Origin of the sequence: Hasllibacter sp. MH4015 (assembly GCF_020177575.1) — a bacterium.
Classification (GTDB): Bacteria; Pseudomonadota; Alphaproteobacteria; order Rhodobacterales; family Rhodobacteraceae; genus Gymnodinialimonas.
The window spans coordinates 1,156,843-1,172,826 of sequence record NZ_JAHTBK010000001.1 but is presented as its reverse complement, the minus strand read 5'-3'; the positions used below and the strand labels follow the sequence as shown (position 1 = coordinate 1,172,826).

The window sequence follows — 15,984 nt, the reverse complement described above, 5'->3', positions numbered from 1 at the left end:
ATTCCCCCTTTGACATCGCGCCCGTGGGCTGGATAGCTTCAAAGCCATATTCAAATCGCTTTGGATGCGTATCGGCCCGATGAACCTGAAGGAATTATCGCAATCCCTCGGCCTGAGCCAAACCACCGTCAGCCGCGCGCTGAACGGCTACCCCGAGGTGCGCGAGGAGACGCGGCAGCGCGTGCTCGCGGCGGCGGAGGCGGCCAATTACATCCCCAATGCCCGCGCCCGGAGGCTCGCCACGGGCCGCGCCATGGCGATCGGCCACGTGATGCCGCTCACCGGCAAGGAAGAGATCGTGAACCCGATCTTCGCCGACTTCATCGCCGGCGCCGGAGAGGTCTATGCCCGCGAAGGCTATGACCTGCTTCTATCCATGGTTCCCGCACAATCCACCGAAGCCGCCTATCGCCAGATGGCGGCCAATGCGTCGGTCGACGGCGTCATGGTGCAGGCCCCGATGTTCGAGGACCCGCGCGTGCCGCTCTTGCACGAACTGGGGCTGCCGTTCCTTGTCCATGGCCGCACCGCCAGTGCCGATTCCTACAGTTGGCTCGACGTGGCCAATGTCCGCGGGTTCCGGCGGGCCACCGACCTTCTGCTGGACCTCGGTCATCGCAAGATCGCGCTTCTCAACGGACAGGAGAGCCTGGACTTCGCCCGCCGCCGCCGCCGCGGGTTCGAGGAAGGTCTGGCCGCCCGCGGGCTCACGGCCAACCCCGCCTGGATGCGGGCCGAGATCATGACGGAACAATACGGCTACCGCGCCGCGTCCGAGATGTTGGACAGCGGCGACGCGCCCACCGCGTTCCTCGTCTCCTCCATCATTCCCGCCATCGGCGTGCGCCGCGCGGCCGGCGAGCGTGGCTTGCGCACCGGGCGCGACATCTCCATCATCTGCCACGACGACGTGCTCAGCTACCTGGGCAACGAGGGGATCACCGCCCCCGAAGGTCCCGCCTTCACCGCCACGCGGTCCTCCATCCGGGCGGCCGGCAAACGGTGCGCGGAGATCCTGCTCGACCTGATCGACAACCCGACCCAGCCCCCGAAACAGGAATTGTGGGAGACAGAGCTGACGCTTGGCCGGTCCACCGGCCCTGCCCCCACCTGATCCAACGGCCATCCCCGGCCTTTCAAGGACATCGACATGAACTTCACACGCGCCGATTTTCCCGACGGCTTCCGCTTTGGCGTCGCAACCTCCGCCTACCAGATCGAAGGCCACGGACAGGGCGGCGCGGGCCTGACCCATTGGGACAGTTTCGCCGCGACGCCGGGCAACGTGGCGCGGGCCGAAAACGGCGCGCGGGCCTGCGACCATTACAATCGGCTGGACGAGGATCTGGACCTGATCCGTGACCTCGGCGCGGATGTCTATCGTTTCAGCACCTCGTGGGCGCGGGTGATGCCCGACGGGACCGGGGCGGCAAACCCCGAGGGCCTGGATTTCTATGACAGGCTGGTCGACGGCCTGCTGGCGCGCGGCATCGCCCCCGCCGTGACGCTCTACCATTGGGAATTGCCGCAGGCCCTGGCCGACCGGGGCGGCTGGCGCAACGCGGACATGCCCAACTGGTTCGCGGATTACACCGAGACGATCATGGCCCGCATCGGCGACCGCACTTGGTCCGCCGCCCCAATCAACGAGCCGTGGTGCGTCGGCTGGCTGTCCCATTTCGACGGCCACCATGCCCCCGGCCTGCGCGACATCCGCGCCACCGCCCGCGCCATGCACCATGTCCTGCTCAGCCATGGGCGTGCCATTCAGGTCTGTAAGGGCCTCGGCGTCCAGAACCTCGGTGCGGTGTGCAATTTCGAATGGGCCACCGCTGCAAGCGACGCGCCCGAGGATGTGGCGGCAAGCGAGCGATACGACGCGATCTACAACCGCTTCTTCCTTGGCGGGCTGTTCCGCGGCGAATATCCCGCCGAGGTGCTGGACGGGTTGGAGCCTCACCTCCCCCAGGGCTGGCAGGACGATTTTACCACGATTCAATCCCCCCTCGATTGGGTCGGCGTGAATTACTACACCCGCAAGCGCATCGCCCATGTCGACGGCCCCTGGCCCAATTACGCGGAGGCACCGACCCAAGGCCCCCTGACCGATATGGAATGGGAGATCCATCCCGACGGCCTGCGCGATTTCCTGACCCGCACGGCGCGCGAATATACCGGCGACCTTCCGATCTATGTCACCGAAAACGGCATGGCATCGGCCACCACGCCGGATCCTGATCGCATCGACTTCCTCGACCGGCACTTGCGTGCGGTGCAGCAGGCATTGGCCGATGGCGCGCCCGTGCACGGCTATTTCGTCTGGTCGCTCATGGACAATTACGAATGGGCGCTTGGCTATGACAAACGCTTCGGCCTCATCCATGTGGACTTTGACACCTTGGCACGGACGCCCAAAGCATCCTATCACGCGCTGGCGAAATGGTGGCGCGGCTGACGCGCCCCTGAGGAAGGACCGAACGCATGACTGCGCAAACCCTGTCCCTGGTGGCCGATATCGGTGGCACCAACACCCGCGTTGCGCTGGCCGACGGGGCGGATGTGCGCAAGGACAGCGTGGATCGCTTCCGCAACGCCGAACATGGCGGGATCGGCGATGTGATCCAACGCTACCTCGACAAGACCGGCGTCTCCGCCGATGCGATCACCGGCGTTTGCGTGGCGATGGCCGGGCCGGTCCACGATGGTGTCGGCACGCTCACGAACCTTGACTGGCGGATCGACAAGGCGGTGCTGGCGGAGGTTCTGACGGCGGAGAAAGTGGCCGTTCTCAACGACTTGCAGGCGCAGGGTCACGCAATCGGGCACATCGCCGATGACGACCTTCAGGTGATCCTGCCGCAGCCCTACGCAAACGAAAACGCGGCCAAACTGGTCATCGGCCTCGGCACCGGATTCAACGCCTGCCCCGTCTTCGACACCAGTGCCGGGCGGTTCGTACCCCCGTCGGAGGCCGGACATGTCAGCCTCCCCGCCTCCATCGCGGAGCTGCATCCGATCCTGTCCCAGCTGGAGGATAGCGGTGGCTATCCGTCAGTGGAGGAGGTCCTTTCGGGGCGCGGGGTCTGCCATCTGCACAAGGCGCTCCACGGGTCAGTGATGGAGGCCTCCGATGTCCTTGCCGCCATGGGCCGGGGCGATGCGGACGCGGTGGTGACCGGCACCTTGTTCGTGAAAATCCTGGGCGACGTCGCTGGCAATCTGGCGCTCTCGCATCTGCCGTTCGGCGGCATTTATCTTGTCGGCGGCGTCACCCGCGCCTTCACGCCGCATCTGGACGCCTGTGGCTTTGCGCAGGCGTTCCGGTCCAAGGGTCGGTTCTCCGATTTCATGGAGCAGTTCGGGGTCTCAGTCGTCAGTGACGATTACGCCGCGCTCACGGGATGCGCGACGCATTTGTCTCACCTCTAGGCAACCTCTTTGCCAAGCGCGGCGGTGTAGATCTCGTACCAATCCTGCTTATCCAGGGTCACTTTAACTGCGTCTGACAAGCCTTTGATCCGGTTGAGGTTATTGGTCCCCATCACCGGCAGGATACGGGCCGGGTGATGGAGCAGCCACGCGACCGCAACGGCATCCGCACCAACGTCATGATCCGCACCGATCCGCTCCAACACCGCGCGCACATCCGCGCCGTCATCCCCGAAAAGCGTTCCCCCGGCCAAAGGCGACCACGCCATCAGCGGCTGCCCCCCACGCTGGTGAAACGCCACATCGCCATTGGTGAACGGAGCATGGTGCAGGACGGACATCTCGATCTGGTTGGTGGCCAGCTGCGTCTCCATCCCGGATTGCAGAAGCTCCCAATCCCAGGGGCGGAAGTTCGACACGCCCACCGCGCGGACCTTGCCGGAGGCGACAAGCCGGTCGAGGCAGGCCCCGGTTTCCACGTGATCCATCAGCGGGTCGGGACGATGGATCAGCAACAGGTCGATGACATCAATCGCCATATCTTTCAAGGAGTTATCGACCGACGCTGAGATATATTCCGCGCTGGTGTCGTAATACTTCACCCGCTTGTCGGAATGCTTGCCGATGGGCGCCACGATATCGCATTTCGTCACCACCTCGACCTTGTCGCGCAGGCCGGGGGACGCCTTGAACGCCTCCCCCAACAGCGCCTCGGCGATGTAGCCGCCGTAGATATCGGCCTGGTCCATGGTGGTGATGCCCTGTTCCACGCACGCTTCCACCTTCGCCTGCACATGGGCGGGTGAGGTATCGTCGTCGTCGCCAAGCCGCCACATGCCATAGACGATGCGGGACATCTCCACCCCGCCGACATCAACGCGATCCATCATCGTCTCTCTCCCACGCCCAGTGGCGTTTCTGGCACGGAGGCCGGGACGCGCCCGTAAACCTCTGGCAATGAACAGGTTTCCAGCTCCGGCATGACCAGTCGGCCGAAATGCTTGCATTCATCCATATGCGGATAGCCCGAGAAGATGAAGGCGCGAATGCCCATCTTCTTGTAATCCTCGATCTGGGTCAGGATCTGGTCGGCGGAGCCCACAAGCGCCGCCCCACAGCCCGAGCGCGCCCGCCCGATCCCGGTCCACAGATGCGGCTCCACATAGCCGTATTTGTCCGCCAATTCGCGGGCTTTCGCCTGATGCGAAACACCCAAGGACGTGCTGTCCAATGCGCGTTCGCGGATCAACTGGCCGTATTCGTCGTCCAACTTTGAGGTCAGGTGTTCCGCATATTCCCGCGCCTCCGCCTCCGTATCGCGGACAATCATGTGAACGCGCAGGCCGTAATCGAGCGTTCTTCCATATTTTTCGGCGACTTGGTGGACGTCCTTCATCCTCTGTGCCAAAGCCTCCTTCGGCTCCGGCCACATCAGGTAGACATCGCAATGCTGCCCGCAAAGCTCCAGCGCGGGGGGCGAGTAGCCGCCGAAATACAAAAGCGGCCCACCGGTCTGATACGGTTTGGCGGGGTCGGTGGTTAATCCTTCGAAATCATAGACTTCGCCGTGGTAATTGATCTCGTCTTGGGTCCAGGCCTGCTTGAGGATTTCCACCACCTCGCGGGAGCGTTGATACCGGAACCCGCTCTCCGCCTTCTCCCCCGGAAAATCCGAGGAGATGATGTTCACCGTCAGCCGCCCCTCCAGCATGTGATCGAGCGTGGCGATGGTGCGCGCCAGCATGATCGGCTGCATTTCCCCGCACCGGACGGCGGCCAAGAGGTTAATTTTGCTGGTAATCGGCGCGCAACCAGCCACGAAGGACAGCGTGTCCTGCCCCACCTGGTACGACGACGGGCACAGGATGTTGCGAAAGCCCTGTGCCTCCGCCTCTTTCACGAGGCCCGAGCAATGGTCCCACGACGACCGCAGCCGCCCGTCCGGCACGCCGAGAAATTCGTAATCGTCCGAACAAAGGGCCGCGAACCAGCTGACTTCCGCGCCCGTCAGATCCCCAGATGTGACCGGAACCACACTCATCGCCGCCTCCCTTGATCTTTCGCCTGCTCAGGCGTAGCAACGATGAATAGGTATATCAATGGTATATCAATTTCGGCCAAGCGAAGGGAGGACGCGATGCCGGGTGACACGCGCGACGCGTCCGAACAGGGCGCGCTTCCGACCTATCTTCGCATCGCCGAAGAGCTGACGATCGACATCGGCGGCGGGCGTCTGGGTGAGGGGGACAAGCTGCCCCCGGAACGCCAGATGGCCGCCGATTTCGGCGTGGCCGTCGCGACCCTGCGCAAGGCGCTTCAGGTGCTGGCCGACCGGGGGCTGATCGACCGGCGGCAGGGGTCGGGCAATTACGTGCTGGGGGGCAAATCCAACGTCGGCACCTACGCGCTGTTCCGGCTGGAACGGAACCCGGGCGGCGGAGGCCTGCCCACGGCGCGGCTTCTGGACATGGCCAAGATGACCAAGCCCGCCGACATCCCCGATATCGGGACGACCCTGCCCTTCGGTATCCGGATGCGCCGGCTGCGGTCGTTGAGCGCGGAGCCTGTGGCGTTGGAGGAGATCTGGCTCGACGGGCGCTGGCATGACGACAATGGCCTGACGCCTAGAACAATCTCCGAATCGCTCTACCGCACCTATGAGGAGCGGCTGTTCCTGAAGATCCGCAACGTGGAGGATCGCATCAGCGCCGCCGCCTTGCCGGATTGGGCGCCCGAGGACCTCGGCCTCGCGCCCGGGCACATGATGGGCTACGTGGAGCGCCGCGCCTTCGACCAATACGGCGCCCCTTGCGAGTTTTCCCGAACCTGGTTCGATCCCACCCGCGCGCGGTATTTCGCGCGGGTGCCCTGACGTGAAGGACGAAAGACTATGACGCGATACGGCATCGTGGGTGCGGGCATGATGGGGCAGGAGCATATGCGCAACATCGCGCTTCTGGCCGACACGCAGGTCACGGGGTTCTTCGAGCCCGATGACACGATGGCCGCGCGCGCGCAGGCGACGGAGCCCCGGGCGACCCGCGCCCCCGATCTCGAAAGCCTGGTGACGCGCAACGATGTCGACGCGCTGGTGATCGCGTCGCCCAACCACACCCATGTCGCGACGCTCAAGCAGATCGCGGGCCTGCGCACCCTGCCGATCCTGTGCGAGAAGCCGCTTTTCACCGCGCCGGAGGATGCGGGCGATGTGGCGGCCTTCGCGGACAGCTACGCCGCCCCGGTCTGGGTAGCGATGGAATACCGCTACATGCCGCCCGTGGCCAAGTTCCGGGAGCTGGTGGATGCCGCCACCGGCGGGATCAAGATGCTGTCAATCCGCGAACACCGCTTTCCGTTTCTCGAAAAGGTCGGCGACTGGAACCGCTTTAACGAAAATAGCGGTGGTACCTTCGTCGAGAAATGCTGCCACTTCTTCGACCTGATGCGCCTGATCCTGCGCGATGAGCCGGTGCGCGTGATGGCCAGTGCCGGTCAGGCCGTGAACCATCTTGATGAGGTCTATGGCGGGCGCGTGCCTGACATCTGGGACCATGGCTATGTCATCGTCGATTTCGCCCGCGGCGCGCGCGCGCTTCTGGACCTGTGCATGTTCGCCGAGGGCAGCGAGTACCAGGAGGAGATCAGCGCCGTCGGTCCCTCCGGCAAGATCGAGGCGAAGGTGCCTGGCCCCACCCGGTTCTGGAACCCCGATCTGGGCCCGGCCCCGATGCCCAAGGTGATCGTCAGCCCCCGCGCGCCGACCACGGGGCAGGTCGTGCATGACACCCCGGTCGACAAGGATTTGCTGACGGCAGGCGATCACCACGGCTCCACCTATTACCAGCACGTACAATTCCTGAAAGTCGTGCGCCATGGCCACCAGCCGCAGGTGACGCTGGCCGACGGGGCGGCGGCAGTGCGCATGGGCATGGCGGCGCAGGAGGCGGCCCTGACCGGCCGGGTGGTTTCGCTGATCTGATCCCTGCCCTAAGCTGCCCCGCGATGGACACGACCTTGCATATCGGGATCGACGGCGGCGGCACGGGGTGCCGGGTTGTCGCCGTGGCGGGCGGGCGGGAGGCGCGGGCCGAAGGCGGGCCCGCCAACGTCGTCACCGACCCCGCAGCGGCGGAGGCCGCGATCCGCCTGGCGCTTGCCGATGCGCTTGGGCCATTGGACCTGAGCCTGGAGGATCTTACCGGCGCGCGTATCGTGGCGGGGCTGGCCGGGTGCCGCCTGCCCGGCGTGGCCGATGCCTTCGCCATGCGCCTGTCGGTTCTGGCCTACGTGGTCGATGACAGCGTCACGGCGTTGGAAGGTGCCTTTGCGGGGGCGGAGGGGACGCTTGTGAACCTTGGCACCGGGTCGTTCCTCATCCGCCGCGACGGGCGGGGCGTGACCCATCAGGGCGGCTGGGGCTTCGATTTGGGGGACGAAGGCTCCGCCGCGTGGCTGGGGCATCTGGCCCTGTCGCAACTTTGCCGGATCGAGGATGGGCGGTTGGACCATTTCCGCGACGATCCCCTGCGCGCGGCCCTGCTAGCGGAGATCGGCGCGCATCCCGTCCTGTTCGCGCGCGACGCGGGGCCCGAGGACTTCGCTGCGCTCGCCCCCATAGTGCTGGCACATCCCGGCGCGTGGGCGGACGACCTGCAAGGATCGGTGGAGGCGGAATTGCGACGCGGCCTGCGCGACATCGGCCATCCCGAGGGCGCGCCCTGGGTCCTGACCGGCGGGCTTGGGAAAGCGCTGGCGGGGCGGTTGCGCGACACAGAGGCAGCGGGGCTGCAAGCGCCCAAGGGCTCCGCGCTCGACGGGGCGCTTGCCATGGCGCGGGCCCTGCCATGAGGCATGTCTTCGCCAATGCCGCCCTGATCGGGGCGCAGGACATGCACTGGCGCGACCTGGTCGTGGAAGGGGGGTGCATCGCGGACATCGTCGCGGCGGGCGACGGCACGGGTGATACGCGCGAAGACCTTGGCGGGCAGATCGTGTCACCGCCGATGTTCGACGTGCAGGTCAATGGCGGCGGCGGCCTGATGCTGGGGGCGTGCCGCGACGTGGCGGATTTGCGGGCGATGGCCGAGGCGCATTTGCACGATGGCGTGCCCCATATCCTGCCCACGCTGATTTCCGACACGGCGGCGGAGATCGCGCGGATCGCCGATCTGATCGAGGAGGCCCGCCGCGCGGGTCTGTGGCAGATCCGGGGCCTGCATCTGGAAGGGCCGCATCTGACGCGGCCCGGTGCCCATGACCCGGCGATGCTGCGCCCGCTCACCGACGATGACCTGGCGCTCTACGCCCGCGTGAAGGGGCAGGTCGGGCGGCTGAAACTGACGATAGCGCCGGAGCTTGTGCCGCCGGAGCGGATCGCCGCCCTCTGCGCGGAGGGTATCATCGTGGCGCTCGGCCATTCCGGGTGTGACAGCGCCACGGCGCGGACGGCATTCGATGCAGGTGCCGTGGCTGCGACACATCTGTTCAACGCCATGTCCGGGCTCGACCACCGCGCGCCGGGTCTGGCCCTTGCGGCGTTGGAGCGTGGCAGCTTCGGATTGATCGCCGACGGGGTTCATGTGCATCCCGACATGCTGCGCCTTGCCGCGCGGCACGGGGCGGCGGCCTATCTGGTCAGTGATGCCATGGCCGTGGCGGGAACGGATCACGCGGTGTTCGCACTGGGCGGGCGCAGGATCACGCGGCAAGACGGGCGGCTGACATTGGAGGATGGAACGCTGGCGGGCGCGGACCTGACGCTGGCGCGCGCGGTGGCGGTGATGGAGGCGGCGACCGCCCTGCCCCGCGATGCCGTGATCCGCATGGCGACCACCACGCCGCGCGCCCTGATGGGGATCGCGCCCGATCTTGCACCTGGCGACCCGGCTGTTTTCCATGCCTGGCCCGAAGGCGCGGCACCGCGCCTGCATCTGCTGGAGGGATGGCAACAGGCCTAAAGCCTTTCGTCAAAGCCTGAGAGATCAGTTTTTTGAGAAATGCGGCGCCATCAATGCCGCGCTGCGACGTCTTCCCGACACCCGATTGAGGGTCTGGACAAACCGCTATGGGTCAGGCGGATTTGTCGGTATGGGGCGGGCGGGAGTAGCCTTTCACGAAGCCCTCCACCGTCACGCGGAACCGCTCTGCATCACCCTGCTCGATCGCGGCCTTGGCCTCCCGCACCATGCCAGCGACTTCGATCTGGCTCAGCCGATCCTCCTCCGCCCTAAGGATCTTGGGATGCGGCGTGGCGATCAGGCTGTCATCGTCGATCAGCAATTCCTCGTAGAGCTTTTCGCCCGGACGCAGGCCGGTGATCTTGATCTCGATCCCCTGGGGATGATCCGCATCGCGCACCTTGGCGCCCGACATCTGGATCATCCGTTCGGCAATGTCGTAGATGCGCATCGGCTTGCCCATATCGAGCACGAAGACATCGCCGCCCGTGGCATAGGCCCCGCCCAGAAGCACAAGGCGCGCGGCCTCGGGGATGGTCATGAAGAAGCGGGTGACATCGGGATGCGTGACCGTCACCGGCCCGCCCACGCGGATCTGGCGCTGGAACAGCGGCAGGACGGAGCCCGACGATCCCAGCACATTGCCGAAGCGCACCATGGCGAAACGGGTGCGTGTGGCGCGCGAGGCCATGTCCTGCACCACCATTTCAGCCATGCGCTTGGTCGCGCCCATGATGTTGGTCGGGCGCACCGCCTTGTCGGTGGAGACGAGGATGAAGCGTTCGACCCCCGCGGCCTCCGCGGCGGCGGCGACGATCTGGGTGCCGATCACGTTGTTGCGCGCGCCTTCCAGCTCATTGTCCTCCACCAGGGGGACGTGCTTGTAGGCGGCGGCGTGCAGGACGATATCAACGCCCTCATCGGCCATGACGGATGCGACGCGGGCGGGGTTGGTGACGGAGCCGAGCCGCGCGGACACCGCGATCCGCGCCTCCTCCGCCCGGGGGCGCAATTCGCGGTCGATCTCATAGAGCGCGTATTCCGATTGTTCGTAGAAGACGATCCGCGACGGCCCGCAATCGAGCAATTGGCGGCACAATTCCGACCCGATTGACCCGCCCGCCCCGGTGATCATCACCACCCGTCCCGCATAGGCCTTGGCGATGTCGGGCACGTCCAGATCCACCTTGTCGCGGCCCAGAAGCGCATCGGGCGCCACGGTCTTCAACTCGTTCGATTTGCCCGAGATCAGGTCGACATAGGACGGCAGAACCTGCACCTCGACGCCAAAGGCCGACAGATCCTCCACCAATCGGTCCAGCTGCCCCTTGGACAGGGACGGCATGGCCACGAGGATACGGGTGATCTGCCCCTCTTCCACCAAACGGCGCAGGGATTCAGGGGACGCGACGCTGAGGCCCGAGATCAGCAGGCCATGGAGCGACGGGTTATCGTCGATGAATATGACGGGGCGGACTTCGGAACTGGCCCGCAGGGCGGAGGCCAGCTGGATACCCGCCGCCCCGGCCCCGTAGATCGCCACGGGCACACCGTGATTGCGGTCCAAAAGCCCGCCGATGACCACGGCACCGACATTGCGCCCGATCACCGACAACACGAAAAACAGCGCGCCGAAGATGATCGGCACGGAGCGCGGCGCGCTGACCGACAGAAGGTAGCTTGCCACCATCGCCGCCACGCCGAGGATGACGGAGGCCGTGGCGATCCGGATCATCGCGGTGACGTCCAGCGCCGTCAGCTTGATCCATGGCAACCGACAGGTGATGACCACGAAGGGCGCGAAGCCCACCATCACCGCGATCAGCGGAAGGGAGGCGCGCAATTGTTCACCGGGGAAGAGATCGCCGTAACGCAACGCAAACGCGGCGGCGAGGGCCAGCGGCACCATCGCCCAGTCAAAGAGCAGAAACATGTACCGCTTCTGGCGGCGCGTCATATCGTTCAGCATATCGGCACCCCGATCCCTTGGACCATTCGGACGTGGATCAGGTTAATTTTCCCTTAATGTCGCGTGTGCAGACGCGATCCCAAGCGCGCTATAGGCCACAATGCCCCGCGATGTCAGCATTTTCTGCAACCGTCCCCGCCATCGGTGCGCTTCTGCCGATCAAGCGCCCGGCCCGCCGCGCGATCCCGCCGACCCGCCGGGCACCGTGCCGCCAAGGGGGATTGCGCCCGGGGATTTCCCTATCGCCATTCCCGGACCCGTCGCTTAGACTCGCGGCCCAACGACCTCTACGACAAAAGACGGACACCCACCGCAGATGAGCCGAGCTGACGAGCGATCCGACACACGCTCCTTCGATCCCCCTGCCGATATCGTTGCTGAAATCGACCTCATGGCGCTCTTCTCGACGCTGTGGCGCGGCAAGTGGTGGATACTCCTTTTCGCCATCATCGGCGTGCTTTGCACCGGCTACTACGCCACCCGCGTCGCCGTGCCGCTGTACCCCGCCACCGCCACGGTGGCGCTGGAAGGGGGCGAGCAACAGGTCATCGGCGATATCGAGAGCATCTTTGCGGGCGGTGGCACCGATACCGTCGCGATCAATACCGAGATCGAGGTCTTCCGCTCCCGCAACCTGATCGGGGAGCTGGTCGACGACCTCAACCTGACCGAGGTGCCGGAATTCGCCAGTACGGAGCTGAACCTGATGGGCCGTCTGACCGCCTTCCTGTCAGGCGCGGAACCGCGCACCCCGCCCGAAAGCGCGCTGCGCAATATCGTGATCGACCGCCTGAGCGGCCTGATCCGGGTCACCAACGTGCGCCAGTCCCTGGCATTCCGCATCTCGATCGAGACGACGGACCCGAACCAATCGGCGCTGATCGTGAACCGGCTGGCGGAGCTCTATATCGACAACCAGATCCGCCGGAAGCTCGACGATTCCACCCGGGCCATCGAGTTCCTGTCCGAACGCACCACCGAGCTTGAGGCGAATGTGGAGATGCTGGAACAGGACCTCGCACAGCGGATGGAAGCCTCCGATGTGATCGACGCGGACCTGTTGCAGGCCCAGAACCTGCAATTGCGCGACCTGCGCGCCCGCATCGACGAGGCACGCGCCAGCATCGCCACGGATCAATCCCTGCTGACGCTGTTCGAGGGCGTCGAGGGTGGCGCGGCAATGGTGGACGTGGCCGAATCCGCGGGCGACGGACGGTTCAGCGGCATCGTGCAACGGTTCCGCGCCGGTCGCCTGAACGAAGATGCGGCCGAACTCGCGATCCAGGGGATCGTGGACGACGTGGCCAGCGACATCCGCCGCAGCGAGGCGCAGTTGACCTCCCTCGAACGCTCGGCGGAGGAATTGACCGACCAGATCAGCACGCAATCGGACGAATTGATCGCGATGCAGCAACTGGAACGGGAGGCCGACGCCGCGCGCCTGCTCTACCAGACATTCCTGACGCGCCTGCAGGAGGCCAGCGTCCAGCGCGGCCTAGAAAGCGCCGACAGCCGCATCCTGTCCGAAGCGGTACCACGCCCGCCGTCAAGCCCGCGCGTCATGTTCCTTCTGATGGTCGGCGGGTTCCTGGGTGCGGTCCTCGGGGCCGCGATCGCGCTGGTGCGCGAGATGCGTTTCGCGGGCTTCCGCACCTCCGACGAGGTGCAGCAATACACCCGCACCCCGGTTCTGGGCAGCCTGCCCGCCATGTCCACCAGCGACCGGCGCGGCGTGTTGAAAAGCCTCAAGGACAAGCCCAATTCGGTCTTCGCGGAGGCGGTGCGCAACCTGCGCACCTCGATCCTGATGACCAATACGGAAGCCGAGCCTCAGGTCATCCTCGTCACCTCCTCCATCCCCGGAGAGGGCAAGACGACCCTGTCCCTGGCGCTGGCGCGGTATTTCGCCACGCTGGAAGGCAAGCGCACCTTGCTGGTGGAGGCCGATGTGCGCCGCCAGACCCTGCGCGCCTATGTCAACGAGGAGGCGCGCAACTGCGTGCAACTCATCGACGTGGTGCTTGGCCGCAAGCGTCTGGAGGAGGTCGATCTGTTCGACGAGGAGCTGGGGATCGAGGTCCTGATGGGCTCGGGCGGGGATTTCAACGCCGCCGATCTGTTCGAGACCCGCCGCTTCAAGGAGCTGATCACCCGCCTGCGTGGCCATTACCACCACATCATCATCGACAGCCCGCCGGTTCTGGCCGTGCCCGATGCGCGCGTGCTGACGCGCTATGCCGATATCGCGATCTTCGCGGTGCGCTGGGGCTCCACCACCCGCACGCAAGTGCGCCAGGGGCTGGAGATGCTGGCCTCCGTCGGGCATCCCGCCGACGGCGCGGTGCTGACACAGGTCGATGCCAAGAAGATGAAAAGCTACGGCTATTCCGGGCAATACGGGTATGACGGCTATTCGTCGGGCTATTACTCGACCGACTAGAGCGCCTCGCCCACCAATGTGCCGATGGCGGAGGTCGCGGCCATGGCTACCGCCCCCCAGATCATCACCCGCAGGGCCGCGCGCGCCTTGGGCGCCCCGCCCACACGCGCGCCCAGTGCACCAAGCGTGCCAAGCGCGGCCAGCGTCGCCGCCGCCACCCACCACGTGATGCCGTTGAGCGGGGAGATGGCCGCTATGCCAAGGGGCACCGCCGCCCCGCCCGCGAACGTAAGTGCCGAGACGAGTGCCGCCTGCACGGGCCGGGGTGGCGACAGATCCGTCAGCCCGATCTCGTCGCGCAGATGGGCGGTTAGGGCGTCGGCCTCCGTCAATTGCTGCGCCACGTCGGAGGCGAGGTCCGGTGTTAGTCCCCGCTCCTCGTAGATCGCCGTCAGCTCCGCCAGTTCCGCCTCGGGATTGCGCTCCAGCTCCGCGCGTTCGCGCGCCACATCCGCCTTTTCCGCATCCGCCTGGGACGAGACGGAGACGTATTCCCCCGCCGCCATGGAAAGCGCACCCGCCACCAGCCCCGCAAGCCCCGCCAGCAGAATCGTGGGCTTGTCGGCCACCCCCGCCGCCACCCCCGCAATCAGGGACGCGGTCGACAGGATGCCGTCATTGGCCCCCATCACCGCGGCCCGCAACCACCCGCTGCGGCCCGACAGGTGCGGTTCGGCATGGGCCGACGGGACGCTGGATGCGACGGGCCGCACCATTCAGACGGGCAAGCCGATCTTGCCGGGATTGAAGATGTTGTCGGGATCGACCCCGCGCTTGATCGCCGCCATCATGGCACCCGCGCCGGGCCCCAATTCGCGGTCCAGGTACTTCGCCTTCCCCTGCCCGATCCCGTGTTCCCCGGTGCAGGTCCCGTCCATAGAAATCGCCAGATCGTTGAGCCAGCCCACGAAGCCTTCCGCCTTCGCGATCTCCTCGGGATCCTCCATGTCGATCAGCAGCAGGGTGTGGAAATTCCCGTCCCCCACATGGCCCACGATGGGCGCAGTGAAGCCCAGTTCGGCCAGCTTGTCCTGGGCCCCGGTGACGCAATCGGCCAGGCGGCTGATCGGGACGCAGACATCGGTGGAAATGCCCTGCGCACCGGGGCGGAGTTGCAGCGCCGCCCAATAGGCATCGTGGCGCGCCTGCCAAAGGGCAATGCGCTCCTCCTCCCGCGTGGTGAAGGTGAAGCCGGTGGCGCCGTGATCGCCCGCGATCTCCCCGAAAATCTCCGCCTGTTCCGTGACACCGGCCTCCGAGCCGTGGAATTCCAGCAGCAGGAGCGGTGTCTCCGGAAGGGACAGTTTGGAATAGGCATTGCAGGCCCGCACTTGAAGCGCGTCGAGCAATTCGATCCGCGCCACCGGCAGGCCGTATTGGAACGCTCCAATCACCGCCCTGCACGCGGCCTCCACGCTCGGGAAGGAACAGGTGGCCGCCGACATCGCCTCCGGAATGCCCTGCAACTTCAGCGTCAGCTCCGTGATCAGGCCAAGGGTGCCCTCGCTTCCCACGATCAGCCGGGTCAGGTCATATCCGGCGGAGGTCTTGCGCGCCCGCGCCGCACTCTTGACCACTTCGCCCGAGGGCAACACCGCCTTCAGCGCCAGGACGTTGTCCTTCATCGTCCCGTAGCGCACCGCACAGGTGCCGCTGGCATTGGTGGCCGCCATCCCGCCAAGCGACGCGTCCGCACCGGGATCGATCGGAAAGAACAGCCCCGTATCGCGCAGATGGGTGTTGAGCGCCTTGCGCGTCACCCCGGGCTGGATCACCACATCCATATCCTCGGCATGGACCGCCAGGATCGCGTCCATCTGGCTGAAATCGAGCGAGATGCCGCCCGCGGGCGCATTCACGTGGCCCTCGAGCGAGGTGCCGGTGCCGAAGGGGATGATCGGCACGCGATGGGTGGCGCAGATGCGCACGATCTCCTGCACTTCGTCGGTCGATTGCGGAAAGATCACCGCATCGGGCGGCTGGTTGCGCAGCCATGTGGTGGTGTGGCCGTGCTGTTCCCGCAGCGCCTGGCCGGTCTCCACCCTGGGGCCAAGGCGCTGGGTCAGAACCCCAAGCGCCGTGGCGATGCCCTCTTCGTTTCTCGGCAAATCCGCAAGCAATGCCATCCCGTCTCCTCCCCCGCTAAGCCCCCAAAGATCACGCAGCGGCGCCTTCTTTGCTTCAAAAAT

13 protein-coding genes are annotated in these 15,984 nt (G+C 65.9%); 8 read left to right on the top strand and 5 right to left on the bottom strand.

The annotated features are described in order from the left end of the window. Positions 1 to 79 precede the first annotated feature (79 nt). From KUW62_RS06210 to KUW62_RS06200, 3 genes are read left to right on the top strand one after another with little or no spacing between them, the layout of a single operon-like run. Positions 80 to 1,114 carry a LacI family DNA-binding transcriptional regulator gene (locus KUW62_RS06210; RefSeq protein WP_224817051.1) on the top strand — a complete coding sequence of 345 codons (1,035 nt, stop codon included), beginning with the start codon at positions 80 to 82 and terminating at the stop codon, positions 1,112 to 1,114. Positions 1,115 to 1,150: 36 nt separating this feature from the next. After that, on the top strand, positions 1,151 to 2,455 hold the full coding sequence (locus KUW62_RS06205; RefSeq protein WP_224814639.1) for a GH1 family beta-glucosidase: 1,305 nt from the start codon (positions 1,151 to 1,153) through the stop codon (positions 2,453 to 2,455). Between the two features lie 26 nt (positions 2,456 to 2,481). Next, complete coding sequence (locus tag KUW62_RS06200) at positions 2,482 to 3,429, top strand: ROK family protein (protein ID WP_224814638.1); 948 nt, start codon at positions 2,482 to 2,484, stop codon at positions 3,427 to 3,429. Here the strand turns inward: KUW62_RS06200 and KUW62_RS06195 are convergent. After that, entirely contained in the window at positions 3,426 to 4,316 is an 891-nt protein-coding gene (locus KUW62_RS06195) for an aldo/keto reductase family oxidoreductase (RefSeq protein ID WP_224817050.1), read from the bottom strand. The genes KUW62_RS06200 and KUW62_RS06195 overlap by 4 nt on opposite strands. Beyond that, positions 4,316 to 5,470 (bottom strand): LLM class flavin-dependent oxidoreductase, encoded by a 1,155-nt coding sequence (locus tag KUW62_RS06190; RefSeq protein WP_224814637.1) that lies wholly within the window; start codon positions 5,468 to 5,470, stop codon positions 4,316 to 4,318. Before KUW62_RS06190 ends, KUW62_RS06195 begins: the two co-directional genes overlap by 1 nt. A gap of 96 nt (positions 5,471 to 5,566) precedes the next feature. Here KUW62_RS06190 and KUW62_RS06185 point away from each other — a divergent pair, with 96 nt between their 5' ends. Genes KUW62_RS06185 through KUW62_RS06170 form a run of 4 tightly spaced genes read left to right on the top strand, consistent with a single transcriptional unit; the run spans position 5,567 to position 9,386 of the window. Beyond that, the gene (locus KUW62_RS06185) at positions 5,567 to 6,301 is read left to right on the top strand and encodes a GntR family transcriptional regulator (RefSeq protein WP_224814636.1); all 735 of its coding nucleotides are present in this window, start codon (positions 5,567 to 5,569) and stop codon (positions 6,299 to 6,301) included. Positions 6,302 to 6,319: 18 nt separating this feature from the next. Continuing rightward, a complete protein-coding gene (locus KUW62_RS06180) occupies positions 6,320 to 7,408 on the top strand; it encodes a Gfo/Idh/MocA family protein (protein ID WP_224814635.1) in 1,089 nt (362 codons plus the stop codon). Between the two features lie 23 nt (positions 7,409 to 7,431). Further along, positions 7,432 to 8,277, top strand: a complete 846-nt coding sequence (locus tag KUW62_RS06175) for a BadF/BadG/BcrA/BcrD ATPase family protein (protein ID WP_224814634.1) — start codon at positions 7,432 to 7,434, stop codon at positions 8,275 to 8,277. Further along, complete coding sequence (locus KUW62_RS06170; RefSeq protein ID WP_224814633.1) at positions 8,274 to 9,386, top strand: N-acetylglucosamine-6-phosphate deacetylase; 1,113 nt, start codon at positions 8,274 to 8,276, stop codon at positions 9,384 to 9,386. Before KUW62_RS06175 ends, KUW62_RS06170 begins: the two co-directional genes overlap by 4 nt. 112 nt (positions 9,387 to 9,498) lie before the next feature. On the opposite strand, the gene KUW62_RS06165 is transcribed toward KUW62_RS06170, so the two are convergent. Continuing rightward, positions 9,499 to 11,355 carry a nucleoside-diphosphate sugar epimerase/dehydratase gene (locus KUW62_RS06165; protein WP_224814632.1) on the bottom strand — a complete coding sequence of 619 codons (1,857 nt, stop codon included), beginning with the start codon at positions 11,353 to 11,355 and terminating at the stop codon, positions 9,499 to 9,501. A gap of 316 nt (positions 11,356 to 11,671) precedes the next feature. On the opposite strand from KUW62_RS06165, the gene KUW62_RS06160 reads away from it, so the two are divergent. Next, positions 11,672 to 13,795: a Wzz/FepE/Etk N-terminal domain-containing protein gene (locus KUW62_RS06160; protein WP_224814631.1), complete on the top strand. Its 2,124-nt coding sequence runs from the start codon at positions 11,672 to 11,674 to the stop codon at positions 13,793 to 13,795. On the opposite strand, the gene KUW62_RS06155 is transcribed toward KUW62_RS06160, so the two are convergent. After that, the gene (locus tag KUW62_RS06155; protein ID WP_224814630.1) at positions 13,792 to 14,511 is read right to left on the bottom strand and encodes a VIT family protein; all 720 of its coding nucleotides are present in this window, start codon (positions 14,509 to 14,511) and stop codon (positions 13,792 to 13,794) included. The two genes, KUW62_RS06160 and KUW62_RS06155, sit on opposite strands and share 4 nt — an antisense overlap. Continuing rightward, the gene (locus KUW62_RS06150; RefSeq protein ID WP_224814629.1) at positions 14,512 to 15,921 is read right to left on the bottom strand and encodes an FAD-binding oxidoreductase; all 1,410 of its coding nucleotides are present in this window, start codon (positions 15,919 to 15,921) and stop codon (positions 14,512 to 14,514) included. Positions 15,922 to 15,984: the final 63 nt, after the last annotated feature.